We start from the raw sequence: 22,343 nt of genomic DNA, 5'->3' as shown, positions 1-22,343 counted from the left end.
CCCCCTCACCGCTGGGCGGGGACCGCGCCCGCCGGTACGGGCGGCGGCGCGGTGTAGCGCACGAGCTCGTCGGGCAGCCCGCCCGTGACCGCGCTGCGGGTGCGGACCCGCGTGCGGGCGATGAGGTCGAACAGACCCGCCCGGTCGCGGCGCACCAGCGCGCAGGAGCCGTGCAGCACGGCCGCAGCCGGGACCCACCAGCCCAGGCCCGCCGCCAGCAGCGCGGTGACCGGCACGGCGACCAGTGCCTGGCGCAGCAGCGCCCGCGGGCGCGCCGCGCTTTCCCGGCGTCCGGTGGTGGCGAGCGCGAGGTAGCAGGCGGCCTGCCCCGGTGTGGCGCGGTCCCGCCGCAGCATGGGCACGAGCGCGCCGAACACCAGCGCGAGCGCGATCAGCGCCGCGGCGCGCAGCCGCTCCTCGGAGGCGGCCGCCGCATACCGCTCGGCCCACGGCGCCGCGGCGGCGGCCAGCGTGCACGCGCCGAACCAGCACACGGCCGTATCGAGCGTCCGGGCCAGCAGGCGCCGGACACCGCCCGGGGGCATCAGGTCGGCCACGGCCCCCGGCCAGGCGCGCGGCAGCACGCGCCTGGCCGCACGTCCGAGCAGCCAGCCGGCCAGGCCGCCGCACGCCCCGAGCAGGACGTCGTCGGCGGCGGCCACCCGGTAGGGGCAGGCATAGGCGCCCAGCAGGCCGGTGAGGTGGAGCACCTCGACGCCTGTGGCCAGCGCCGCGCACAGCCCGACGGTGGGCAGCACGCCGCGCCGGTAGCGGTAGGACAGCAGCAGCCCGACCGGGACCAGGGCGGCCGCGGCCGCAGCGGCGTGCGCCGCGCCGGCTCCTCCCGGCGGCCAGCCGAGGTCGCCCAGGAGCGCCAGCGGCGCGGGCTCGGGCGCGGCGCCCCCGCCCGCGCAGGCGGCGGTGCCGGACGGCAGCGGGTACACAGCGAACACCGCCAGCCCGCCCGCGGCGGCCATCACCGCCGCCGTGACCCGGCCGGGCCAGCCGGCCAGGCGTCCGAACCGGCGGTGCTGGCGGCGCAGGAACGCCATGGCGGCCGCGGTGAGTGCGGCGGCGCAGGCGGCGCCGTGCGCCGCGGCGTCGACCGCGAGTAGCCCTCCCATGACTCCGAGAGGTTAACGACGCGGCGGCCCGCGCCGCAGGAGAACCGGAGGATTCGCGGCGGCTCCGTCGGGGGCGGGCGTTCGCCTTGGGGACATCGGTCGCGGCGCGTCCGATCCACTCCCAGACGATCGAAAAACCGACATTCAATAACAAAAAGGACGAACATGGACTGGCGCCCCAGCAAAACCGCAGGAGGCGGATCGCCGAGTAAAGGGGCGACACGCTATCGTGTTCGGGCAATTACCACTAAGCGCTTGCCTGTGCGCAAAGCAGTACTGTGATCACGTCTGCGTCTTAACGGGGAAGTAGACCGTGAACCCTGCCTGAGCACGCGACGCCGCCGCAGCAGCCCGGCTGCGCGCTCGGATTCGCGCATCTCTCCCCGGCGCCGACCAGCGATGGGCGGCGGATCCCGCGGCCCCGCCCCCTCCGGGTGCACCGCCGGCCCCGCGGCTCGCGCCGCCGCCCCACCCCCTGATTCGCCACTAGGAGTACCGTGCAGTCAGCGAAGAGTAAGCGTACGGCCAGCATTCGGCGCCGTTCGCGCAGGGCGGTGCTGCTGCCGAGCGCCGCCTTCATCGCGCTGTGGCTCGCCATCAGCGGCTACCTCGGATGGGACGCGTTCTTGGCGTCGGCGACCGCTGAGGCGTCCAACGAGCTCTCCACCCCCGCGGCGGTCTCGCTGGCGGCGGTGATGGACGAGCGCTCCCAGACGGTGGCCTACCTGGAGCGGCCCGACGAGACCCGCGACCAGCTGGCCCAGGCGCGGCAGCTGTCCGACAAGCGGATCCGCAAGGTGTTCGACCGCTTCGCCCCCTACCGCGACTACGCCACCGAGGACATCCAGCAGCGGATGGCCGAGTTCGAGAAGCAGTACCGCGGCATCGACGAGATCCGCGAGAAGGTCGACGCGGGCAACGCCTCGCGCGCGGAGGTCATGGAGGACTACAACCGGGTCATGACCGCCGCCGCCGACCTCTTCGACGCCCAGTCGCGCATCGGCTCCGAGGCCGAGTCCATCAGCGCCGGCCTCAGCGCGACGAACACCTTCCGCGTCGTCGACCACCTGGCCCGCGCCGACGCCCAGCTCACCCGCAGCTTCGCCGGCGGCGAGCTCACCCACGACGACCAGCAGCGGTTCACCCGGCTCACCAGCTCCTACCACACGCTCCTGGAGAACGTGAGCGGCTTCCTGAGCCCGGAGCAGAACCGCAGGCTGGAGCGGCTGATGGCCGGGGAGGAGTACCAGCGCCTGGTGGAGATGGAGAGCCGCATCGTCGACCACGAGCCCCAGGTCGTCATGGACCCGGTCACCGGCGCGCACAGCCACGAGACGACCGTGCCCATGACCCAGCAGGAGTGGGAGTCGGCCTACGTCCCCGTCAAGCGGACCCTGACCGAGATCGGTGCGGACGAGGCCCGCTACGCCGCCGGCGTGCAGTCGGACCGGGCGGCGCAGGCGCTGACGATCGCGGCGGTCGGCTCGCTGGGCGTGGCGCTGATCGGCTTCCTGGCCATCTCCTCGGCGGTGAGCACCACCAACAGCATCGTGCGGCGGCTGGGCCGGCTGCGCGACGAGACCGACCACCGCGCCAACGTGCTGCTGCCCGACCTGATTCACCGGCTGCGCCAGAACGAGTCCGTGGACACCGCCGCCGCGCTTCCCCGGCTGACCACCCGCCAGGACGAGATCGGCGAGGTCGCCTCGTCCTTCGACAAGGCCCAGCGCCTGGCCGTCGACGCCGCCGTGCGCCAGTCCGAGCTGGCACACGGCATCAACCGGGTGTTCTTGAACATCGCGCACCGCAGCCAGACCCTCATCCACCGCCAGCTGCGGCTGCTGGACCGCATGGAACGCGAGCAGGAGGACCCGGCCCAGCTCACCGAGCTGTTCAAGCTGGACCACCTGGCCACGCGCTCGCGGCGCAACGCCGAGAACCTGCTCATCCTCGGCGGCGAGTCGCCCGGGCGCACCTTCCACAAGCCCATGCCGCTGGTGGACGTGCTGCGCGGCGCCATCTCCGAGTCGGGCGACTACACCCGCGTCGACCGGCAGCAGGTCCCGCGCGTGGCGCTGAAGGGCCCGGCGGTGGCCGACGTCATCCACCTCGTCGCCGAGCTGGTCGACAACGCCACCACGTTCTCCCCGCCCCAGACCCCGGTCCGGCTGAGCAGCGAGCAGGTGCCCAACGGCGTGGTCGTGGAGATCGAGGACCGCGGCCTGGGCATGCCGGAGGACGAGATGGAGGCGGCCAACGAAATGCTGGCCAACCCGCCCGAGTTCGACGTGATGCGGCTCAACGACAAGATGCGCCTGGGCCTGTTCGTCGTCTCGCGGCTGGCGCACCGGCACGAGATCGGCGTGAAGCTGCGGCCCTCGCCCTACGGCGGCGTCCAGGCGATCGTGCTGCTGCCCTCGGTGCTGATCAGCGACACGGCCGTGCCCGAGACCACCGGCGAACCGCCCCGGCCGGCCGGCCCCGCCCGCGAAACCGCACCCGCGACCGGCGGCGCCGGCTCCGACGGTGCGGACACGCCCCCTGCCGGGGACGTCCTCGCCGGCGGAAGCCCCGCGCCCGAGCCGGCCGAGGCGGAGGCCGGCGGCGCCGCCGAGCCCGAGTTCACCCCCGCGGGCCTGCCCCGCCGCGGATCCCCCCGCGCGTCCGCGGGCGCCGAGGGGGCGGACAGGGCGAACGCGCCGGCGCCGGCCCCGGCGCCCGCGCCTCCGGCTTCTCCCACGGCCCGCTCCGACGCCCGGTCGGCCCCGGGGACCGCTGCCGGCACCCCCGCCCCGCCGGAGGAGGCCGCCCCCGAGAGCGGCTCCCACGCGCCGCTGCCCAAGCGCACACCCCAGGCGAACCTGGCCCCGCAGCTGTACGACAACCCCGCGAGCCCGGAATCCGGCACCGGTCGGCCTGCGGAGGACGGCGAGGACCGCTCGGCGCGGCTGCGCCGCAACATGGCGGCGTTCCAGCAGGGCACCCACCGCGGCCGCAGCGAGGGCCGGCGCCAGAACACTACGGAGAAGGATTCGTGACCGTGACGAACAACGCCGCCAAGGACCTGAACTGGCTGCTGGACGAGCTCGTCGAGAGAGCCGTCGGCGCCAGGTACGCCATCGTCCTCTCCGCCGACGGCCTGCTCATGGGCCGCTGCAACACCCTGGGCGCCGACGACGCCGAGCACCTCTCCGCCGTCGCCTCCGCCTTCCAGAGCCTGGCGCGGGGCACCGGCCGCCACTTCAACGGCGGCAAGGTGCTGCAGACGGTCGTGGAGATGGAGCACGGCTACCTGTTCGTCACCGGATCGGGCAGCGGCGCCTGCCTGGCGGTCATCGCCGAGGAGAGCTCCGACGTCGGCCTCATCGCCTACGAAATGAACGTGCTCGTGGAGCAGGTCGGCCGGTTCCTCGACGCCGCGCCCCGCCACGCGGAGACGGCCGCCGCACCCGGCGACACCACTCCAGGCACCTCGGCCGGATAGGAGCGACGGCCATGGCAGAGCACCGGGAACCGGGCTACGACGCAGAGGGAGCCGACCCGCTCGTCCGCCCCTATGTCATCACCCAGGGACGGGAGCACTCCGACGCCGTCCGCCTGGACATGATCAGCGTGGTCATCGCGGCACGCGCCGACGTGGACGAGATGGCGCTGGAACCGGAGCAGCTGCGCATCCTCGACCTGTGCCGGCGCCCCCAGTCGGTGGCCGAGGTCTCGGCCCACCTGGACATGCCCGTCGCCGTGGTCAAGGTCCTGCTCGGCGACCTCATCAGCCGGGGCTACGTCCTGGCCCGCGCCCCCTACACCCAGCAGAGCCCGGTCAACCGGGAGATACTCCAGGCGGTACTCGATGGAATCCAACGACTCTGAGCGGCCCGGCGGCCCGATCCCCTCGGCGATCAAGATCCTCGTCGCGGGGGGCTTCGGCGCCGGCAAGACCACCCTCGTGGGCGCGGTGAGCGAGATCGCCCCGCTGAGCACCGAGGAGGTGATGACCGAGGCCAGTGTGGGCGTGGACGACCTCGCCGGGGTCGAGCAGAAGGAGACCACGACCGTCGCGCTGGACTTCGGCCGCATCACCATCAGCGACCAGCTCGTGCTCTACCTCTTCGGCACGCCCGGCCAGCAGCGCTTCTGGTTCATGTGGGAGGAGCTGGCCCAGGGCGCCCTGGGCGCGGTGGTGCTCGCCGACACCCGGCGGCTGGACACCTGCTTTCCCGCGGTGGACTTCTTCGAGCGCCAGGGCGTCCCGTTCGTGGTGGCGGTGAACTGCTTCGACGGCGCCTACCGCTACACCGAGCAGGAGGTCACCGAGGCGCTCACGCTCGACGAGCGGGTGCCGGTGCTGCTGTGCGACGCGCGCAGCCGCGCCTCGGCCAAGGAGGTGCTGGAGAGCCTCGTCCGCCACGTCGCCACCGCACTGGCCGCGCCCGTGTAGCCGCGGCGCACGGGGCGCCGTCAGCGCGGCAGGCGCCGCCAGAGGGGGCGGGGCAGGGCCCGCATCCCCGCGAAGACCAGGCGCAGCCGGCGCGGGACCCACACGGTCTCGGCGCCGGTGCGCAGGCCCTCGGCCACGGCGTCGGCCACCTGGCCGGGCGTGGCGGGAAAGGGCGCCGCCGAGACGTGGGCCGACATGCGGGTGCGCACGTAGCCGGGCCGCACCAGCAGTACCCGGGCCCCGCTGCCGTGCAGGGCGTCGCCCAGGCCCTGGGCGAAGCCGTCCAGGCCGGCCTTGGCCGAGCCGTAGACGAAGTTGGCGCGGCGCACCCGCACGCCCGCCACCGAGGACAGCACCACCAGGGTGCCGTGGCCCTGCTCGCGCAGTCGGCGCGCTACCGCCAGCCCCGCGGAGACGTGGCCGGTGTAGGTGGCGGTGGCCGCGGCCGCGGCGGCGGCCGGGTCGGCCTCGAAGGCCGCCTGGTCCCCGAGGACGCCGAACGCGTCGACCACCGCGTCCAGGTCGCCGACCAGCTCGGCGGCGGCCTCGACCACCGCGGCATGGGTCTCGGGGCGGGCCGCGTCGAACTCCAGCGGGTGCACCTCGCTCGCCCCGGCGGCGCGCAGCCGCGCGGCGACCTCCGCGATCCCGGCGGAGTCCGCGGCGCCGCGCGCGGCCAGCGCCACCCGCCGGGCGCCGTCGCGCACGAGCCGCTCGGCTACGGCGGCGCCGATCTCGCTGCGCCCGCCCAGGACCAGCACCGAGTCCACAGCGCCCACGGCGTTGCGCATGACTCCTCCACTCCGCTTCCGCGAGCCGGGCCGCGCCCGGCTCCAACGACGCCCTAACGCCTGCGACCGCGCCCGTAGCGGATGTGCACGCTGCCGGCGTAGGTCTCGCCGCGCACCACGAAGTGCACGGCGCCGGGCCGCCGCGCGGCCGGGACCTTCGAGCGCACGCCGGCGTAGCGGGTCCGCAGGGCGTCCACGTCGGCGGTGGCCCCCTCCGGAAGGGTGAGGACGGTGCCGGCGCCGTGGACCGCCAGTTCGATCTCCACGACCGGGTGCGGGATGGTCGCCTGGCTCATGTCCAGCCGGACGCCGCCGTAGCGCGAGGAGACGCGCAGCCGGCGGGGCACCGCCCAATCGCCGCGGCGGCGCAGCACGGCGGAGTCGGTGGACAGCTCCACGGCCTCGCCCGGCTCGGCCGCCGGGAGAACGCCGTGCGTCGCAGCGCCCTCGCCCGGCGCGGGCAGGTCGGCCACCAGGTCGCGCAGTTCGTCGTCGAAGACGGCCTCGTGGGCGGCCGAGTTGCGGCGGTCGAACTCCTCCAGGTCGAGGCGTCCTTCGGCGTACGCCTCTCCGAGGTGCTGGGAGACCTGTTCGCGCTCGGCGTCGGAGACGCGCGTGCGCGGACCGGGGGGCGGGGGCTGGTCCATGGTCGGATCCTATCCGGCGCGTCCGGCGCCGCGGCGGCTCCGCCCGCACGCGGACGCCGGGCGGGCGCCGCTCACAGCTCCAGGCGGCGCGCCAGGTCCGAGACGAGGACGCCGTCGGGGTCCACGCGGGAGCGCAGGGCGCGCCACTCCTCCAGCCGGGGGTACATCGCGTGCACGGCGGCGGCTCGGGCCCTGCTGTCCTTGGCCAGGTAGATGCGGCCGCCCGCCGCCAGCACCCGCTCGTCCAGCCGGTGCAGCAGCGCTGCCAGCCCGGGCAGTTCGGCGGGGAGGTCCAGGGCCAGGGTCCAGCCGGGGATCGGGAACGACAGGGGGGCGGGGGTGCCCGGCCCCAGCCGCTTGAGCACGGTGAGGAACGACGGCGCGCGGGCCGCCGCGAGGGCGGCGACGACGCGGCGCAGCTCCTCCTCGGCGCCGAAGGGTAGGGCGAACTGGTACTGCACCAGGCCGCGCGGGCCGTAGAGGCGGTTCCAGCCGCGCACGGCGTCCAGCGGGTGGAAGAACGACGAGAGCTGCTGGATGCGGCCCCGCCCGCGGCGGGGCGCCCGCGCGTAGTAGGCGGCGTTGAAGGCCCGCACGCTCCAGGTGTCCAGCAGCCGCGGCGGCACATGCGGCGGCGCGGCCGCCACCGCGCGCGGCGCATAGGCCAGCGGGTCGCGCCGGGCGGCGGGGGCAAGCTCGCCGGCGCGGGCGTGCCGGGCGCGGGTGAGCACGCCGCGGCCCAGCGCCGGGCCGCGGGCCAGCAGGTCGACCCAGCAGACCGAGTAGGGGTAGTCGGCGTCGTGGGCGCTCATCAGCGCCAGCGCGGCGTCGAGGTCGGGCACCCTGTCGATGTCCACGCGCATGGCCGAGGTCTCCACGGGCACGACCGAGAACGTCGCCTCGGTGACGACCCCGGTCAGGCCCATACCGCCGACTGTGGCCCAGAACAGCTCCGGGTCGGTCCCGGGGGAGGCTTCGCGGTGGGCGCCGTCAGGGGTGAGGATGCGCAGCGCGCGCACGTGGGCGCCGAAGGAGGAGTCCGCGTGGTGGTTCTTGCCGTGGATGTCGGCGCCGATCGCACCGCCCACGGTGACGTGGCGGGTGCCGGGCACGACCGGCAGGAAGAAGCCGCGGGGCAGCAGGTGGGCCATCAGCTCGGCCAGGCTGGTGCCGGCGGAGGCGGTGACCAGTGCCCGGCCGGGGTCGAGCCGGTATCCGGGGGCCAGGTCGGCGCAGTCGAGCACCGCACCGCCCGCGCACTGGGCCGCGTCGCCGTAGGAGCGCCCGAGTCCGCGGGCGATCGCGCCGCGCCGGGCGGCGGCGGGCTCGCGGGCGGCGGCGCGCAGCAGCGACGCCGCCTCTTCGGCGGTGCGCGGGCGCCAGACGGTGGCGGCGGTGGGCGACGTGCGTCCCCAGCCGGTCAGCAGCGCCCGGCGCCGGGCCATGGCCGCCATCGGTGTCCTCCCCCGTGTTCCGGTCCGGCTCCGTCCTGCCCCGCGGCTCGGCTCGGCACACCGGGCGGCGCGGGCGCCGCTGCCCCGCCCCGCGAGCGTTGGGCGCGCGTCACTCCAGGTAGACGCCGAGCCCGATGAGCGCCAGCAGCGCGGCCCCGCTCAGCTGCAGCGGGCGGTCGCCCAGCGCGATCTCCTCGGGCTCCTCGCCCACCCCCCGGTCGACGAGCAGGTGGTATCGCAGCACGACGAGGATGAAGGGCACGATGCTCATGCCGTGGACGACCGCGGCGGTGGTAGCGGCCGGGCCGTCCAGCGCCCACAGGCAGTAGGTGACGATCATCGCCGCCGAGGCCATGGTGCGCACCTGCGCGAGGTAGCTCAGACTGTAGCGGCCCAGCGCGTCGCGGGTGCGCGCGGCTCCGGGGGTGCGCAGCTCGGCCTCGCGCTTGCCGGTGACCACCAGCAGCGCCCCCAGGCAGACCACGATCAGAAACCAGCGGGTCAGCGGGACGCCGATGGCGGCGCCCCCGGCCACGGCGCGCAGCACGTGGCAGCCGGCCACCGCCACCAGGTCCAGCACGACGACGTTCTTCAGCACGAGGGTGTAGGCGGTGGTGAGCACCAGGTAGCCGGCGAGGACGGCCAGCAGCGGCCAGTTGCCCGTGGCGGCGCCGGAGGCCGCGGCGGCCAGCAGGAGCACCGCCCCCGCGCCGGCGGCGACGGCCGGGGAAAGCCGCCCGGCCGCGACGGGGCGGTGGCGCTTGCGCTCGTGCAGCCGGTCGCGCGCGGCGTCGCGGACGTCGTTGAGCAGGTAGGTGCCGCTGGAGGCCGCGCAGAAGAGCACGAAGGCCGCGGCGCTCCAGGCCAGCGCCCGCGGCTCGGTGAGCAGGCCGGCGGTGCCCGGTGCGGCGAAGACGAGCAGGTTCTTCAGCCACTGCTTGGGGCGGGTGGCACGCAGCAGCGCGCCGGCGGTGGACCGGGCGCTGCGGCGCCGTCCGGGCGCTCTGGAGCGGCCGGGCGCGGCGTCTTGGGCGCCGCCCCCGGCCGGGGCGGGTCCCGCTCCGTGCGGGGCGGTGGGCTTGGTGCCGCTCATCGGGCCGCCGCCACGGCCGGCTACCCCCGGGCGCGGCCCGCGATCATCAGCACTCCGCCGCCGATGAGCAGCAGCGCGCCGGCGACCAGGCAGGCGACGGGGATGACGGTGCGCAGCAGCGGCAGTACGACCATGCCCTGCTCGGCACTTTGGATCTGGCCTTCGACGGTCTTGTCGTCCCAGACCATGGTTCCGTCGAAGAGCACGAGGCGCTCCTCGCCGTCGACGACCACGCCGCGGTGCTGCTCCTCGCTGAGGCCGATCGGCACGCCCGTCGTCGGCTCGATCCAGTAGGTGCGGGTGAGGTCGAACATCTCGTCGCCGGTGACGTCGCCGTCGCCCTCCATGCCCAGCAGGTCGGCCGGCAGGGTGCGCTCGCCGATCTTGGCCGATTCGATGGTCTGCACGAACTTGTAGGTCTCGACACCGTGGTAGTCCTCCACCCCCTCGAAGGTGATGGGGTGGGTCTCCTTGGTGGTGGTGTCGAAGAACCGGTAGTCCTTCTGCTCGGTGAGGAACGGGAACTTGAAGATCTGGCCGTTCTGCTCGACCTCGTCGTCGTTGACCTGGGAGTCGCAGCAGTCCACGCCCCTGCCGGTGAAGCGGTCGTGGCCGGCACGGCGGTAGGTGGAGGAGATCGCGAAGTCGCGGTCGATGTCCTTGACCCAGGTGAACTGGTCCCAGACCGCGGTGTCCTCGTCGCTGGCGGCGACGTCGCCGCGCACCGTCGTGGTGGCCTCGACTGTGGCGCCCTCGATGAGCTCCAGCTCCTCGGCGCTGAAGTAGGTGACGTCCTCACCGCGGTTGGTGGCCTTGTTGTAGTAGTCCAGGGGGGCCTTCATCAAGCTGTCGGCCGTCCAGTACCGCAGCATGGGGGCCAGTGCCAGGAGGCAGACTCCCAACGCGATGCAGACGACCGCGACAGTACGACGCATGAGCCCTCCTGGGCGTGACGGGACGAAGCGGGCGGGGCGGATACAGGGGGCAGGGACGACCAAGCTGGAACTCGGTTCATTTTCGGGTAGAGTACTGCTCCACAGCGGACAACGTCACCACGGCGTGGCTGAATATTTATAACCGGTTCTAGTCGGGTGCCGAGGGCGGAAAGCGCCGTACCGACCCCTGTTGCCGCACGTCGCCCCGATCCCCCCGAAACCCCCCGAGCCCCTGCGACCGCCGGTCCGCCGGGCGCGTCCCCGCCGCCCCCGCCCGCCGCCGAACCCGAGCACACAGACGGGAGGGCCGGCCTGTGAGCGCCCCGTCCGAGGACCCGTCCGCGCCCGCCGCGCCGCCGGACCCCGGTGCCGGCGCGTCCGGACACGCTGCCGGCGCAGGCGATGCGGTCCCCGACTCCCCCCGGTCCGCGGCCCCCGCCGTCGGGGCGGGCGCCTGCGACCCCGCGTGGGGCCTGCCGCAGGTGCGCGGGCACATCGAAGGGCTCGACGGCATCCGCGCCATCGCCGCGCTGATGGTGCTGGTCTTCCACGTCGGCATCGAGACCGGCGAGGCGCTGGCTCCCGGCGTCGTCGGCGCCCTGCTCGCCACCGGCGAGATGGGCGTCCCCCTGTTCTTCGCGCTCTCCGGTCTGCTGCTCTACCGGCCCTGGGCGCGCTCCGCGCTCGACCAGGCGCCGGCGCCCCCGGTCGCGTCCTACCTGTGGCGGCGCGCGCTGCGGGTGCTGCCCCCGTACTGGATCGTCGCCGCGGTCGCGCTGCTGCTGTGGTCGGGCGACCACATCGACGCCGTCTGGCCCTGGGTCGGGGTCCTCACCCTGACCTTCGTGTTCGACACCGACCCGTGGTGGGTGGGCACCGGCCCCTACGGACTCGGGCAGATGTGGAGCCTGTCGGTGGAGGTGTGCTTCTACGCGCTGCTGCCGGTGATCGGCGTGCTCAGCGCCCGCGCGGCCGGCCGCGCGGGCGCCGGCGCCGACGCCCGCGCGCGCCGGCTGCTGCTCTGCCTGGCCGGGCTGACCGCCGTGGCCGTGCTGTCGCTGCTGCCGCAGTACTATCCCGAACCGCGGCCCTACATGTACTCCTGGCTGCCCCGCTGCCTGGGCATGTTCGCGGTGGGGATGGCGCTGGCGGTCGTCAGCGAGTGGGCGTGGCGCGAAAGCGCGGGCGCGGACGGGCCCGTGCGCCGGCTGTGCCGCACGCTGCCGCGCAACGCGACGCTGTGCTGGGCGCTCGCCGGCGTCTGCTATCTCCTCGCCGCCACCCCGGCCGCGGGCCCCCGGTTCGTCGGCTCCAGCGGCTTGTGGATCTCTCTGGTCGCCATGGCGGCGGCGATGGGGTTCGCGTTCTTCGTCATCGCCCCGGTGGCCCTGCGCCCCGAGCGCCCCGGCGGCCCGCCCCCGCTGCGGTCCGGCGGCGGAGCATGGCTGGAGGTCTTCCTGGCCCACCCGGTGATGCGCTACCTCGGCCGCATCTCCTACGGGATCTTCCTGTGGCAGTTCGTCGTGCTCTACCTGTGGCGGGAGTTCACCGGCGAGGACATCTTCTCCGGGTCGTTCTGGCTGGACCTGGTCCCGGTCACGCTGGGGACGCTGCTGCTGGCCGACGCCACGTACCGCTTCGTCGAACGGCCCAGCCGCCGCTGGTACGGCGCCGTCGGCGCCCAGGGCCGCACCCGGCGCCAGACGCGCCGCCGCACCCCGGTCAACTGAACTGAAGGCTGCGGCGATCTTGTACCCGTGGTCATTGTGAGCGATCACAAGTGACCATGGGTACAAGATCGGCGCCGGAGAGCCGGGGCCGGACGGCGGCGCCGCTAGTCTTCCCCGCCACCGCCGGTGTTCCCGCCGTCCTCGCCGTCTCCGCGGCCGCCGCCGTCCTGCTGGTCGTCCTGGGAGTCCGCGGCGCCCGCGTCCTCCTGGGAGCCCGAGGAGAACGGGTCGCCGTCGGTGACCGGGTCCAGCCGGCCGAAGGTCACCCACCGCATGCACAGCTCCTCCTCGCTGGTGTGCAGGGTGAGTTCGGTTCCGGCGCCGTTCAGCGGCACGTACCACGTCCCGCCGTCGGGAGCGGCGGGCAGCCGGGTCGTCACCCAGGCCCCGCCGAGGACGGCGCCCAGCTCGGTCTCCTCCTCGGACTCATAGGAGACGGTCAGCACGAGTTCCGGCCCGCCCAGCGACTCCACCTGCCAGCGCACCTGGCCGCCGAACGTCGCCACGCACTTCTCGTCCTCGGGCGGGCCGAAGAACGCGCTGCCCTCGGCCGGTCCGGCCGGCACCAGGTACCCGGCGTCGTTGAACACCAGGGCCGAGCCCGCCGGTTCGGGGTTGCGGATGCGCTCGGCCACCTGCGGCCCGGCCAGCGGGCTGAGCAGGTGGGAGCTCAGCCGCCGCGGGCCGTTCCACGGCAGCACGATGTCCTCGGGCACGGGCGTGGGGTAGATTCCCGCGCGGGCGGGCACCTCGCTCACCGATCTGCGCACCGTGTCGAGGTACCAGCGCACCCGGTCGCCGCTGAGGGTGTCGGTGAAGGTGTAGGTGGAGAAAGCACCCGCCGCCGTCATCAGGGCGGTGGCCGCTGCCGCCGCGGCCCGCGCCGTGCGCCGCGGCGGCCGCCAGCGGCCGGCGGCGTCCTCCTCGTTGCGCGCGGGCAGGTAGGCGAACGCCAGGCAGACCGCGAACACCAGAGCGGCGTCGGCGACGTACCGGGGGTCGTAGCCCACAATGGGCACGTAGCGGCCGCGGGCGATGACCGTGGGAAGGGCGTCGACCAGCAGCACGTAGCCGGCCAGCACCGCCCACGCCCGCCAGGCCCGGCGCCGCACCAGCAGGCTGACCAGCACGAGCAGCAGCAGGCCGATCCACGCGGCGGCCACCGCGGCGGCCGCGGGATCCAGCAGTCCGCCGCTGGGGGTGACCGGCCCCCACTCGCCCGGGCCGCCCATCACGCCCACCGGGAAGGTCTCGCCCAGCATGCGCCGCAGCAGCCCCGCGGCGACGCCGGGGTCGGGCACGCCGGCGCCCTCCCCTTCGGCCGTGTCCTGCCGGGCCAGGTAGAGCAGGCCGTAGCCCGCCGACAGCAGCGCCATCCCCGCCCAGAAGGGCAGGTCGCGGTCTGCCGTGCGCCAGAGCACCCGGGGCATCCGGCCCGGCACCAGGAAGGCCGCCGCGACGGCGAACAGCAGCACCGGCAGGAACACCGCCTTGACCGAGAAGGCCATGCCCAGCAGGACCGCACCGGCCGTCATCCAGCCGTAGCGCCCCTCGCCGGTGCGCAGGTAGCGCACCAGCCACAGCAGGGCCAGGGCGGTCGCCAGCTGGAAGGGGACCGCGTTGAGCGCGGCCGACCACCATGCCAGCACCGGAACGGTCAGCGGGGCCACGACATAGACCGCCAGCGGCACGAGGATGGCCCACCGGCGCCCGAAGACCTCCCACAGCAGCGCGAACACCGCGGCGTAGGCGCCGGCCTGGGCGGCGAGCATGAGGCCCGAGGCGACCCCCCAGTCGTAGGGCGCGGCGGCGGCCTGGATGTAGGTCAGCAGCAGGGCGCCCGGCATCAGGTGGCCCTTGTGCAGGTCGGTGAGGTAGTCGAGGGTGAGGTCGGTGGCGGCGGCGTTGCCGAAGAAGAGGAAGTCGTCCTCGATGAAGTAGGCCGCCTGCAGCACGTGGACCTTCAGCGCCAGGGAGGCGGTGATGAGCCCGATGGCCACCAGCACGACGGGATCGCGCAGCCCGCGGTTGACCAGGGCGGCCAGCGCCGCCGCGCGGGTGTCCGGCCGCTCCTGCGCCTGCGCGGCGCCGGCGCCCTCGGCTGCGGCCGCCTCGGGTGCGGGCTCGCGCTCGGCGGGCGGAGTGGGCGCGGGCGCGGCGGGGCCCTCGGCGTCGTTCATGCCGCTCCATTTCGCAGACGTGTCCGGCCGGTTGACGCCCCCCGCTGCGGGGGTGCCAGAATACAACACGTTCCAGCCAGGTCCGCGGTGGCCGCCGAAGGCCCGGCAGAGCAGCGGAAACGACACGAGAACTGGGTTCACTCAAGGTTCTCGGGCAGCCCCGAGGAGTGGCACCGTGGGACTCGACGAGGTACGCGCGGACTGGACCCGCCTGGGGTCGGCCGAGCCGCTGTGGGCGGTGTGCGTCGATCCCGCCAAGCGCGGCGGCGGGTGGGACGACGACGAGTTCCTCGCTTCGGGCGCCGCGGAGATCGATGCGGCTCTGGGCCGGCTGGCCGAGCTGGGGCTGCGGCCCGGTCGGCGGCGCGCGCTGGACTTCGGATGCGGCGCCGGACGGCTCTCCAATGCATTGGCGGCCCACTTCGCCCGGGTCGTGGGCGTGGACATCGCCCCCACGATGCTCGACGAGGCGCGCCGCCTGGACCGCAGCGGCGGGCGCGTCGACTTCCGGCTCAACGACCGCCCGGACCTGGCGGCGTTCGCCGACGACTCCTTCGACCTGGTCTACACCGACCTGGTGCTGCAGCACCTGCCGCCCAAGCTGGCGGAGGGCTACCTGCGCGAGTTCGTGCGCGTTCTGCGGCCGGGCGGGGCGATGGTGATCGGCGTCCCCGACCGCGAGCGGGCGACCTTCAAGGGGCTGGTCTTCCGCTTCGCGCCGTGGCCGCTGATCCGGCTGGCGCAGCGCCGGCTGCTGGGCTACCCGGCACCGATGCGCATGCACCCCCTGCCGCGCGCCCGGCTGGCCGCCGTTCTCGCCGCGGGCGGCGCCCGCATCGCCGATTCGCAGGAGTACTGGGGCGGCGACCACTGGCTCCATCTGCGGCACTACGCGTGGCTGCCCGACGGGGAGGGCCGGTGAACGCCGGCGCGGGCCCCGGCGCCCACCGCCCGCACGCCGGGCCGGGCGAGCCGGACCGGGGGCGAAGCGCCGACCCGGCTCCCCCGCGGTTCCGGGCCACCCTGGCGCGCTCGGCGGCGCTGTTCTCGGCTTTCCGCAAGGAGCAGACCGACCCCGACCACTTCTACGGCACCCTGGCCCGCGACACCGTCGCCCAACTGCGCTCCTACACCGGTCTGCGGGGCGCGGTCGTGGTGGACGTCGGCGGAGGCCCCGGCTACTTCGCCGACGAACTGCGCGCGGCGGGCGCCCGCTGCGTGTGCGTCGACCCCGACCCCGGGGAGCTGCGGCTGCGCGACGGCCGGCTGCCCGAGACCGCGGTCATGGGCAGCGCCCTGAGCCTGCCGGTGCGCACGGGGTCGGTGGACGTGTGCTTCTCCTCCAACGTGCTGGAGCACGTCGGCGACCCGCCCGGCATGGCCGCGGAGATGGTGCGCGCGACGCGCCCCGGCGGGCTGGTCTACCTCTCCTACACCCTGTGGCTGTCGCCGTGGGGCGGCCACGAGACCTCGCCGTGGCACTACCTCGGGGGGCGCTACGCCGCCGAGCGGTTCGCCCGCCGCACCGGGCGCCGGCCCAAGAACGACTTCGGGCGCACGATGTTCGCGGTCTCGGCGGCGCGGATGATCCGCTGGGCACGCACCCGCTCCGACGTCGAGGTGGTCGACGTCCTGCCGCGCTATCTGCCGGCGTGGATGCGCCCCGTCGTGCACGTCCCGCTGGTGCGCGAGTTCGTGACCTGGAACCTGCTGCTGGTCCTGCGCAAGCGGCCCGGCACCCCGGCCCCCGGGTAGGCGCGCCGCCCAGGGACCGCCCGGCGGCGGTGGGCGCCCTCAGACGTCGCGCCCCTGCAGGTCGGGGGCGTCGGGGTCGAGGTGCCAGGCGATGATGCGGCGCGGGTGGATGCGGATCGCCTCGCGGCTGAACGCGCCGGGGGCGATGGGCGGGTCGACGTCGGTCAGGGTCTCGGCGCGGCCCCGGATCTCCACGCCCCGCCCCCACCCGGGCGCGATGGCACCGGGACCCTCGGGCTCCAGGTCGTCGACGAGGAAGGACACCTCGGTGTCGGGGCGCTCGCGGATGTTGCGGTACTTGCGGGTGGTGGACAGCGCGATTCCGCCGATGTCGACGGTGCCGTCGGCGTTGAGCACGAACCCGACCGGGCGTGTCTGCGGACCGCGGGGGCCGGTGGTCGAGAGCCGGCCGATGTGCTGGGAGTCCAGGTAGGCGCGCTCGCGGTCGGTGAAGGGCGTGCCGGTCGAGGGCATGGTGGGCCTCCTCGGGGTTCGCACGGATCCCGCTGCCGCGGGAACGGACACGCCCGAATCTAGATCCTCAACCGAGGTTGAGATCAACCGGCGGCGCCGTCCGCCGCCGCGCCGTCGCGGCGGGTGTGCACGGCGGCGCGGGCGGCGGTGAGCAGGAGCAGCAGGACGCCCGCCGCGCCCAGGCCGGCCGGCAGCCAGGCGCGGGCCGCCCGCAGCAGCATGCGCTGCCGCTCGGCCTCGCGGGCCTCGGCCGCGACCAGCTCGTCGGCCAGGCGCAGGTCGGCCTCCAGCAGCGTGCGCCGGCCGTCTCCGGTCTCGGGCCGCAGCGTCTCGCGGCGCACCTCCCGGACGTCGACCACGTGCCCGGTGACCGGCTCGACCCAGTAGGTGCGCTCCAGATCCAGCCAGCGGTTGGCCGTGACGGTGCCCGATGCGTCCGCGCCCAGGGCGCGCGCCGGAACCGGCCGGGCGGAGTCGGGGATCTGGGTGGTGTCGATGCGCTGCACGTAGCGGCGCACCCGCAGCCCGGCGACCTCGCCGTAGCCGTCGAAGACCATGGGCGGCGCCGCGCGGATGCCGGCGTCGTAGAAGGGGTACTCCTGCCAGGTGCCGCCGGCCGGCCACGGCAGCACCAGGCCGGCCTGGCGGACGGCGCGGTCGCCGTCGACGTGCTCGCCGCAGCAGTTGACCGCCATGCCGGTGGTGCGGTCCACGATCACGCGGCGGTCGCTGTAGGCCAGCGTCGCACCGCGGCTGGTGACCGACGTCGACAGGTGCCAGGTGGCCCAGTCGGGGTTGCCCGGGGCGAGCCCGCCCTGCACCTCGGTGGCCCGCACCACCGGGACGTCGCGCACCGTCTTCCAGGTACCGGTGTCCAGGTAGGAGGCGGAGTCGTCGGTCAGCCGCAGGGTCCGCTCGGTGCGGGCGGGGATCTCGGCCAGTTCGCCGGCGACGTAGAAGCGCAGCAGCAGCGCGGAGGTGAGCAGGAACGCCGCGGCGGCCAGGGCGATCAGGCGCGCGTTGCGGGCCAGGACCGCGTAGACGCGCTGCCGGCGGCGCGGACCCGGCTCCGGTGCCCGGGCCGGGCCTGCGGTGCCGCCCGCGGCGGGCACCTCGGCGGCGGCGCGGCCGTTCATGTGCGCACCTCCTCGGCCGTGCCCGCCTGCCCGCCGGCGGCGCGGGCGCCGGCGGCCTCGGGCGGCCGCGCCCGGGTGCCGGAGCCGTCGCCGGCCGGGCCGTGCGCGGCGGCCGCCGCGTCGGAGGGCGGTTCGGCGTCGACGAGCGGGTCGGCGGGCCCGAGGATCTCGCCGAGGGCGACGACCAGCCGCACCAGCGCCGGCAGGCACAGCGCCTGCGGCACCCATTCGCGCAGCGGTTCGCTGAGCAGCGCGCTGATGTCGTGGAAGGGCATGTGGTGCGCCAGATAGGTGCCGGCTCCCAGCGCCACGCCGGCCGCGGTCAGGCAGCCCACGACCGGCCAGGGGCCGGCCAGCACGCGCAGCAGCCGCCCTCCCAGGGCGGGGCGCTCGGGTTTGGCGTGGCGCAGGTTGCGCGACGGCGACCGGCTCAGCCACCACAGCAGCAGCAGGGCCGCGCAGAAGGCGCCAACTCCGGCGGCACCGCCCACCCACAGCCCGTACAGGGGGCCGAGGGGGATCAGCACCGTGCGCGGCAGCCGCCCCGGGCCCGCGCCCGGCAGAGCGGCCCCGCGGTCGAGGAGGGACCGCTTCGCGGTCGGCGCCGGGGCCGCGCCGCGTGCGGCCGTGCGCCGGCGGACGCGTCGGGGCGTCCTGTCGTGTGCGGGGCGCCGGACGGCCAGCACCGCCACCACCAGGGCGAACGCGGCGCCCAGGGCGAGAGCGGCGTGGTAGGCGCTGTCGGGGGTGTAGCGGAGGGTGACCTGCCCGGAGGTGCCGGCGGGCAGCCGCCAGGCCTGCTTCCAGCCGTCCAGGCGCACCGGCTCCAGCGGCGCCGCGCGCCCCTCGACGGCGGCCTCCCAGCCCTCGTTGAAGTTCTCGTTGACGACGAGGTAGCTGTCCTCGGCGACGTCGACGGTGAAGCGCCGCTCGCTGCTGCTCCACCCCGACATCGCCGAGACCCCCGCCATCTCGACGCCGCCGGCCGGCGCCCCGCCGCCCTTGTCGCCGTCCTGGGAACCCTCGGCCTGCGCGACGGCGCCGGACAGCGCCGAGTCGGCGCCGCTCAACACGGCCGAGCGCACCTGGTACTGGTTTCCCGGCTCGACCACGAGGCGGTTGGCGCCCTGGTGCACCGGCACCTGCGAGCAGCTCTCGTAGCGCAGCGGCTCCCCGCCGACCTGGTCCTTCAGGGTGCCCGAGACGATGCGGGTCTCCACCCGCTCGCCGTTGACCCGCAGCACGGGCCCCAGACCGCAGGGGGTCGCCGCACTGCCGCCCTCGACCGGCGGGAGCGGCTCCACGTCGGGAAGCGCGATGCGCCGCACCTCCAGTGGCTGGGCCTCGGGCGGGTCGAAGGTGATGCGCAGCCGGTCGGTGGTGACCGGCTCGAAGCCCAGCCGGCCGCTGCCGTCCAGCCACCCGCTGCGGACGGTGCCGCCGGCCTCGACGGTGACCTCGACCGGGCGGGAGAGGGAGTCGGGGCGCGGGAAGTCCACGCGCAGCCCGCCGATCTCGGTGCGTTCGCCCAGCTCGACGTCGAGCCAGGGCTGGTCCTCCTCGGGGTCGGGGTACCACACGGTGGCGTCGTCGCCGTCGAAGGCGCCGCGGCCCATGGCGGCGGGGTGGTCCACGGAGGTCGAGGAGGAGGACACCTTGGGGTAGCCGCCGGCGCGGTTGGCGGCGTTCTCCACGTCATGGGGGTCGGTGACGACCGCCTGGCCGGTGACGGTGTGCTCGCCGTCGGCGGCCCGGCCCGTCACCTCGAAGGTGCGGTCGAAGGTGTAGACGTCCTCGCCCTGGACGGCGAGATCGGGGTTGCACACCCACACCCGCGATCCTTCCATGCAGCCGGGCACGGTGCCGGTGGAGCCGGTGAACAGGAACGTGCCGGCGCCCTCGACGCCGGGCACGCGCAGCGTGCGCTCGGCCTCCATGCCCGGCAGGGTGATGCCGGTGATCCCCACCCGGGTGCCGAACCTGTACTCCGGTTCCCAGGCCAGCTCGTCGATGCGGATGCGCAGGCTGGAGGTGGCCCCGGAGGGTGCGGTGACCCGCTGGGGGTCGCCGGTGGCGGCGACCGGGACGGTGGTGCGGTCGTCGTCGGTGATCAGGCTGATGCGGGAGGGCGGCGGTTCGCCGGGGATCTGCTCGAACGCGATGGCGAGTTCGCCGACCTCGCGGGGCTCCTCGAACTCGATCTCCAGCCACTCGCCCACCGCTCCGGCGAACGCGCTGGAGCGCCAGGAGGTGTCGAGGGCGTCGTCGAGGGCGGCGAACGGCATGCGGCCGGGATCGCGCGCGTCGGGCAGAGCGTCCGCGCCGGCCTCGGAGGAGGAGGCCGTCACCGAGGCGATGCCCTCGTAGCGCGCGACCGTGGTGTAGGGGTCCCAGGCCGGGTCGAAGACGTCGGGGGCGGGGGCGTCGCGCCGGTCGTGGGCCGCGGTCAGGGTGTTGCTGACGTTGCGGCGGACGTCGGAGTAGACGATCTCGCGGCGGCGGGCGGTGTCGGTGACCACCGTGTTCTCGGGGGCGATCCGCTCGGCGCCGGGGTCGTCGCCGATGATCACCGGCCGGTCGCCGGGCAGCACGCCCTGCTCGGCGAGGTCGAGCAGGGCTTCGGGGCCGCCGGTCACCCGCAGCGCGCCGTCGGCGGGCACGGTGCCCACGCGCGGCGCGGCGCCCTCGACGGTGTAGACGTCCAGCGCCCGGTAGGGCTGGTCGTACCACTGGGACGCCTGCTGGACGCCGGTGGAGCCGACGACGGGACCGAAGGAGGCCGCGCGGGAGATGCCGGGCGAGTCCGCCAGCGCCTGGTGCACCCGGGCCGGCCAGCCGCCGTTGAGCCCCTCGCGCTCCAGGTCGTTGCGCACCAGCAGGTGGGTCACCCCCATGCGGGCCAGGGCGGCGGTGAGCCCGGCGGAGCCGCGCCCCGACGAGATCCGCTGGTCGATCTCGTGGTTGAGCCGGGAGACCCCGGCCGAGCCCCACGGGATGATCTGGTGGTTGGTCCAGGCCGTCTCCATCAGCGGCTGCATCGGCTCGTCCATCGGGCGCCCCCAGATGTACTCGCCGCGCGCCGATCCGGGGACGGCCATGGTCATGCGGCCGTGGGAGTCCAGCCAGCGGGTGGCTTCGTGCCAGTAACCGGGGATGCGCTCGAACCCGCCGGGGGTGGCGACTCCGACGGTGGCCACCGGGGTGAGCGTGGCGGCCAGGGCGAGCGCGCAGACCGCCGACGAGGCGCGGTAGACCGCGCCGGGGGCGGCGCCGAGGCGGCCGTTCGCGGCGGCGTGCTCGGGTGCGGGCCGCTCTTGCGCGGCGGCCCGCGCTCGGTTGCGGTCGGCGGTGTCGCGGGCGAGGACGACGGGCAGCTGGGCCAGGCCCAGCACGACCGGCAGCCGGATGAGCGCGTCGAACTTGTGGATGTTGCGGAAGGGGCTGAGCGCACCGTTGAGCAGCTCGCGCATCGGCTCGGCGAAGGGGCCGGTCAGCGTGCCGGTGTAGCCGGCGACGACGATCGCCGTGCCGGTGAGCAGCGATGTGATCAAAAACAGCCGCTCGGGTGTGCCCCGGTTGAGCAGCCCGGCCAGGCCCAGGCCGGCGACCAGCGCCGTCACCGCGACCATCCACGGGTCGGTGGACAGCTCCGCGCCGGCCGGCAGCGCGGGCTGACCGGGCACGGGCACATAGCCCATCCAGTTGGAGGCGCCGCGCAGGGTGTTGGTCAGCGTGGTGACGCCGGTGGTGGTGGCCGCGTCCTCGGTGTAGGGCATGAACGAGAACACGTAGCGGCCCATGAGCAGCAGCGGGAGCATCCACCAGAACGACACCAGGAACAGCGCCGTCAGCCACCACGCCAGCAGCCGCCGCTTGCGCGGGCCGGGGGCGCGGGTGAGCAGGTAGATCAGCGGGAGCACGAGGACGGCCAGCTCGGAGGCCGCGTTGGTGCCGCCGCAGAACAGGAAGGCCAGCGCCGACAGCATCGCCGTGCGCACCGGCGGGCGCCCGCGGCGGGTGCCGTGGATCAGGGGCAGCAGGATCCACGGGAGCAGCATCATCGGCTGCAGTTCGGCGGAGTTGTAGGACAGCAGGGTGAGGACCCGGGGTGCCAGGGCGTAGGCGGCGCCCGCCAGGATGCGGGTGTGCAGGGTCCCGATGCCCAGCGCCTCGGCGACCTTGACGACGCCGAGGAAGGCCGCGCACAGCAGCACCGACATCCACACGCGCTGGACGAGCCATTCGGGCATGTCCAGGGCGATCAGCAGTGCGTGGAAGGGGCCGTTGGGGAAGAAGTAGCCGTAGGCCTGGTTCTGCAGCTGGCCGAAGTAGGCGGGGTCCCACAGGTGGAGGGCGCGCTCCAGGAAGCCCAGGGGGTTGATCGTCAGGTCGATCTTGGTGTCGCCGACGATCTTGGCCGGGTCGAGGCTCAGCGCGAGCCCGCACAGCAGCAGGCAGACGCCGAGCAGTTTGAGGCGGCGCAGCAGCGCGGCGTCCTCGGGGGGCGGCGCGGCGCCGCTGCCGGAGTCGGCGCCGGTGTCGGGCGTGCCGGGCCGGCTGCGGTCGGGGTCGTGGGCGGGCACGGG

17 protein-coding genes are annotated in these 22,343 nt (G+C 75.0%); 7 read left to right on the top strand and 10 right to left on the bottom strand.

The genetic code is table 11. The features are described from left to right. Nucleotides 1–5: 5 nt before the first annotated feature. Nucleotides 6–1,124 carry a VanZ family protein gene (locus FZ103_RS02290; protein ID WP_155998314.1) on the bottom strand — a complete coding sequence of 373 codons (1,119 nt, stop codon included), beginning with the start codon at nucleotides 1,122–1,124 and terminating at the stop codon, nucleotides 6–8. Nucleotides 1,125–1,621: 497 nt separating this feature from the next. Here FZ103_RS02290 and FZ103_RS02285 point away from each other — a divergent pair, with 497 nt between their 5' ends. From FZ103_RS02285 to FZ103_RS02270, 4 genes are read left to right on the top strand one after another with little or no spacing between them, the layout of a single operon-like run. Next, nucleotides 1,622–4,162, top strand: a complete 2,541-nt coding sequence (locus FZ103_RS02285) for a nitrate- and nitrite sensing domain-containing protein (RefSeq protein ID WP_186355687.1) — start codon at nucleotides 1,622–1,624, stop codon at nucleotides 4,160–4,162. A 26-nt stretch (nucleotides 4,163–4,188) separates the two neighbouring features. Then, nucleotides 4,189–4,608 carry a roadblock/LC7 domain-containing protein gene (locus tag FZ103_RS02280; protein WP_155998669.1) on the top strand — a complete coding sequence of 140 codons (420 nt, stop codon included), beginning with the start codon at nucleotides 4,189–4,191 and terminating at the stop codon, nucleotides 4,606–4,608. Between the two features lie 11 nt (nucleotides 4,609–4,619). Further along, nucleotides 4,620–4,994, top strand: coding sequence for a DUF742 domain-containing protein (locus FZ103_RS02275; protein ID WP_155998312.1), 375 nt, complete (start codon nucleotides 4,620–4,622; stop codon nucleotides 4,992–4,994). Then, nucleotides 4,975–5,562 (top strand): ATP/GTP-binding protein, encoded by a 588-nt coding sequence (locus FZ103_RS02270; RefSeq protein WP_155998310.1) that lies wholly within the window; start codon nucleotides 4,975–4,977, stop codon nucleotides 5,560–5,562. Before FZ103_RS02275 ends, FZ103_RS02270 begins: the two co-directional genes overlap by 20 nt. A 20-nt stretch (nucleotides 5,563–5,582) precedes the next feature. Here FZ103_RS02270 and FZ103_RS02265 read toward each other — a convergent pair whose 3' ends face one another. From FZ103_RS02265 to FZ103_RS02245, 5 genes are all read right to left on the bottom strand, one after another. After that, nucleotides 5,583–6,353: a decaprenylphospho-beta-D-erythro-pentofuranosid-2-ulose 2-reductase gene (locus FZ103_RS02265; protein ID WP_155998308.1), complete on the bottom strand. Its 771-nt coding sequence runs from the start codon at nucleotides 6,351–6,353 to the stop codon at nucleotides 5,583–5,585. A gap of 53 nt (nucleotides 6,354–6,406) precedes the next feature. Next, nucleotides 6,407–7,000 carry a DUF1707 domain-containing protein gene (locus FZ103_RS02260; protein WP_155998306.1) on the bottom strand — a complete coding sequence of 198 codons (594 nt, stop codon included), beginning with the start codon at nucleotides 6,998–7,000 and terminating at the stop codon, nucleotides 6,407–6,409. Nucleotides 7,001–7,071: 71 nt separating this feature from the next. Continuing rightward, a complete protein-coding gene (locus FZ103_RS02255; RefSeq protein ID WP_155998668.1) occupies nucleotides 7,072–8,445 on the bottom strand; it encodes an FAD-binding oxidoreductase in 1,374 nt (457 codons plus the stop codon). A 118-nt stretch (nucleotides 8,446–8,563) separates the two neighbouring features. Continuing rightward, nucleotides 8,564–9,547, bottom strand: a complete 984-nt coding sequence (locus FZ103_RS02250; RefSeq protein ID WP_155998305.1) for a decaprenyl-phosphate phosphoribosyltransferase — start codon at nucleotides 9,545–9,547, stop codon at nucleotides 8,564–8,566. 20 nt (nucleotides 9,548–9,567) lie between these two features. Then, nucleotides 9,568–10,482, bottom strand: a complete 915-nt coding sequence (locus FZ103_RS02245) for a DUF3068 domain-containing protein (RefSeq protein WP_155998303.1) — start codon at nucleotides 10,480–10,482, stop codon at nucleotides 9,568–9,570. Nucleotides 10,483–10,796: 314 nt separating this feature from the next. Here FZ103_RS02245 and FZ103_RS02240 point away from each other — a divergent pair, with 314 nt between their 5' ends. Next, on the top strand, nucleotides 10,797–12,212 hold the full coding sequence (locus FZ103_RS02240) for an acyltransferase (protein ID WP_186355686.1): 1,416 nt from the start codon (nucleotides 10,797–10,799) through the stop codon (nucleotides 12,210–12,212). 104 nt (nucleotides 12,213–12,316) lie between these two features. On the opposite strand, the gene FZ103_RS02235 is transcribed toward FZ103_RS02240, so the two are convergent. Further along, nucleotides 12,317–14,392: a hypothetical protein gene (locus tag FZ103_RS02235; RefSeq protein ID WP_186355685.1), complete on the bottom strand. Its 2,076-nt coding sequence runs from the start codon at nucleotides 14,390–14,392 to the stop codon at nucleotides 12,317–12,319. A gap of 175 nt (nucleotides 14,393–14,567) precedes the next feature. Here FZ103_RS02235 and FZ103_RS02230 point away from each other — a divergent pair, with 175 nt between their 5' ends. Continuing rightward, on the top strand, nucleotides 14,568–15,314 hold the full coding sequence (locus FZ103_RS02230) for a class I SAM-dependent methyltransferase (RefSeq protein WP_343233334.1): 747 nt from the start codon (nucleotides 14,568–14,570) through the stop codon (nucleotides 15,312–15,314). Nucleotides 15,315–15,415: 101 nt separating this feature from the next. Then, entirely contained in the window at nucleotides 15,416–16,147 is a 732-nt protein-coding gene (locus FZ103_RS02225) for a class I SAM-dependent methyltransferase (RefSeq protein ID WP_155998666.1), read from the top strand. 39 nt (nucleotides 16,148–16,186) lie between these two features. Here FZ103_RS02225 and FZ103_RS02220 read toward each other — a convergent pair whose 3' ends face one another. From FZ103_RS02220 to FZ103_RS02210, 3 genes are all read right to left on the bottom strand, one after another. Beyond that, nucleotides 16,187–16,621 (bottom strand): PPOX class F420-dependent oxidoreductase, encoded by a 435-nt coding sequence (locus tag FZ103_RS02220; protein ID WP_155998299.1) that lies wholly within the window; start codon nucleotides 16,619–16,621, stop codon nucleotides 16,187–16,189. An 83-nt stretch (nucleotides 16,622–16,704) separates the two neighbouring features. After that, complete coding sequence (locus tag FZ103_RS02215; RefSeq protein ID WP_155998297.1) at nucleotides 16,705–17,757, bottom strand: DUF3068 domain-containing protein; 1,053 nt, start codon at nucleotides 17,755–17,757, stop codon at nucleotides 16,705–16,707. Further along, the gene (locus FZ103_RS02210; RefSeq protein WP_186355728.1) at nucleotides 17,754–22,340 is read right to left on the bottom strand and encodes an alpha-(1->3)-arabinofuranosyltransferase; all 4,587 of its coding nucleotides are present in this window, start codon (nucleotides 22,338–22,340) and stop codon (nucleotides 17,754–17,756) included. Before FZ103_RS02210 ends, FZ103_RS02215 begins: the two co-directional genes overlap by 4 nt. Between the last annotated feature and the right edge of the window lie 3 nt (nucleotides 22,341–22,343).

Source organism: Streptomonospora sp. PA3, from assembly GCF_009728995.1.
GTDB lineage: Bacteria > Actinomycetota > Actinomycetes > Streptosporangiales > Streptosporangiaceae > Streptomonospora.
This window is presented reverse-complemented; position numbering and strand designations above follow the sequence as displayed.

Bases quoted from the DNA above. Each gene is read 5' to 3' on its own strand.
- FZ103_RS02290 (WP_155998314.1), bottom strand. From the start codon at position 1,124: ATGGGAGGGCTACTCGCGGTCGACGCCGCGGCGCACGGCGCCGCCTGC.
- FZ103_RS02275 (WP_155998312.1), top strand. From the start codon at position 4,620: ATGGCAGAGCACCGGGAACCGGGCTACGACGCAGAGGGAGCCGACCCG.
- FZ103_RS02270 (WP_155998310.1), top strand. From the start codon at position 4,975: ATGGAATCCAACGACTCTGAGCGGCCCGGCGGCCCGATCCCCTCGGCG.
- FZ103_RS02265 (WP_155998308.1), bottom strand. From the start codon at position 6,353: ATGCGCAACGCCGTGGGCGCTGTGGACTCGGTGCTGGTCCTGGGCGGG.
- FZ103_RS02260 (WP_155998306.1), bottom strand. From the start codon at position 7,000: ATGGACCAGCCCCCGCCCCCCGGTCCGCGCACGCGCGTCTCCGACGCC.
- FZ103_RS02255 (WP_155998668.1), bottom strand. From the start codon at position 8,445: ATGGCCCGGCGCCGGGCGCTGCTGACCGGCTGGGGACGCACGTCGCCC.
- FZ103_RS02250 (WP_155998305.1), bottom strand. From the start codon at position 9,547: ATGAGCGGCACCAAGCCCACCGCCCCGCACGGAGCGGGACCCGCCCCG.
- FZ103_RS02245 (WP_155998303.1), bottom strand. From the start codon at position 10,482: ATGCGTCGTACTGTCGCGGTCGTCTGCATCGCGTTGGGAGTCTGCCTC.
- FZ103_RS02235 (WP_186355685.1), bottom strand. From the start codon at position 14,392: ATGAACGACGCCGAGGGCCCCGCCGCGCCCGCGCCCACTCCGCCCGCC.
- FZ103_RS02220 (WP_155998299.1), bottom strand. From the start codon at position 16,621: ATGCCCTCGACCGGCACGCCCTTCACCGACCGCGAGCGCGCCTACCTG.
- FZ103_RS02215 (WP_155998297.1), bottom strand. From the start codon at position 17,757: ATGAACGGCCGCGCCGCCGCCGAGGTGCCCGCCGCGGGCGGCACCGCA.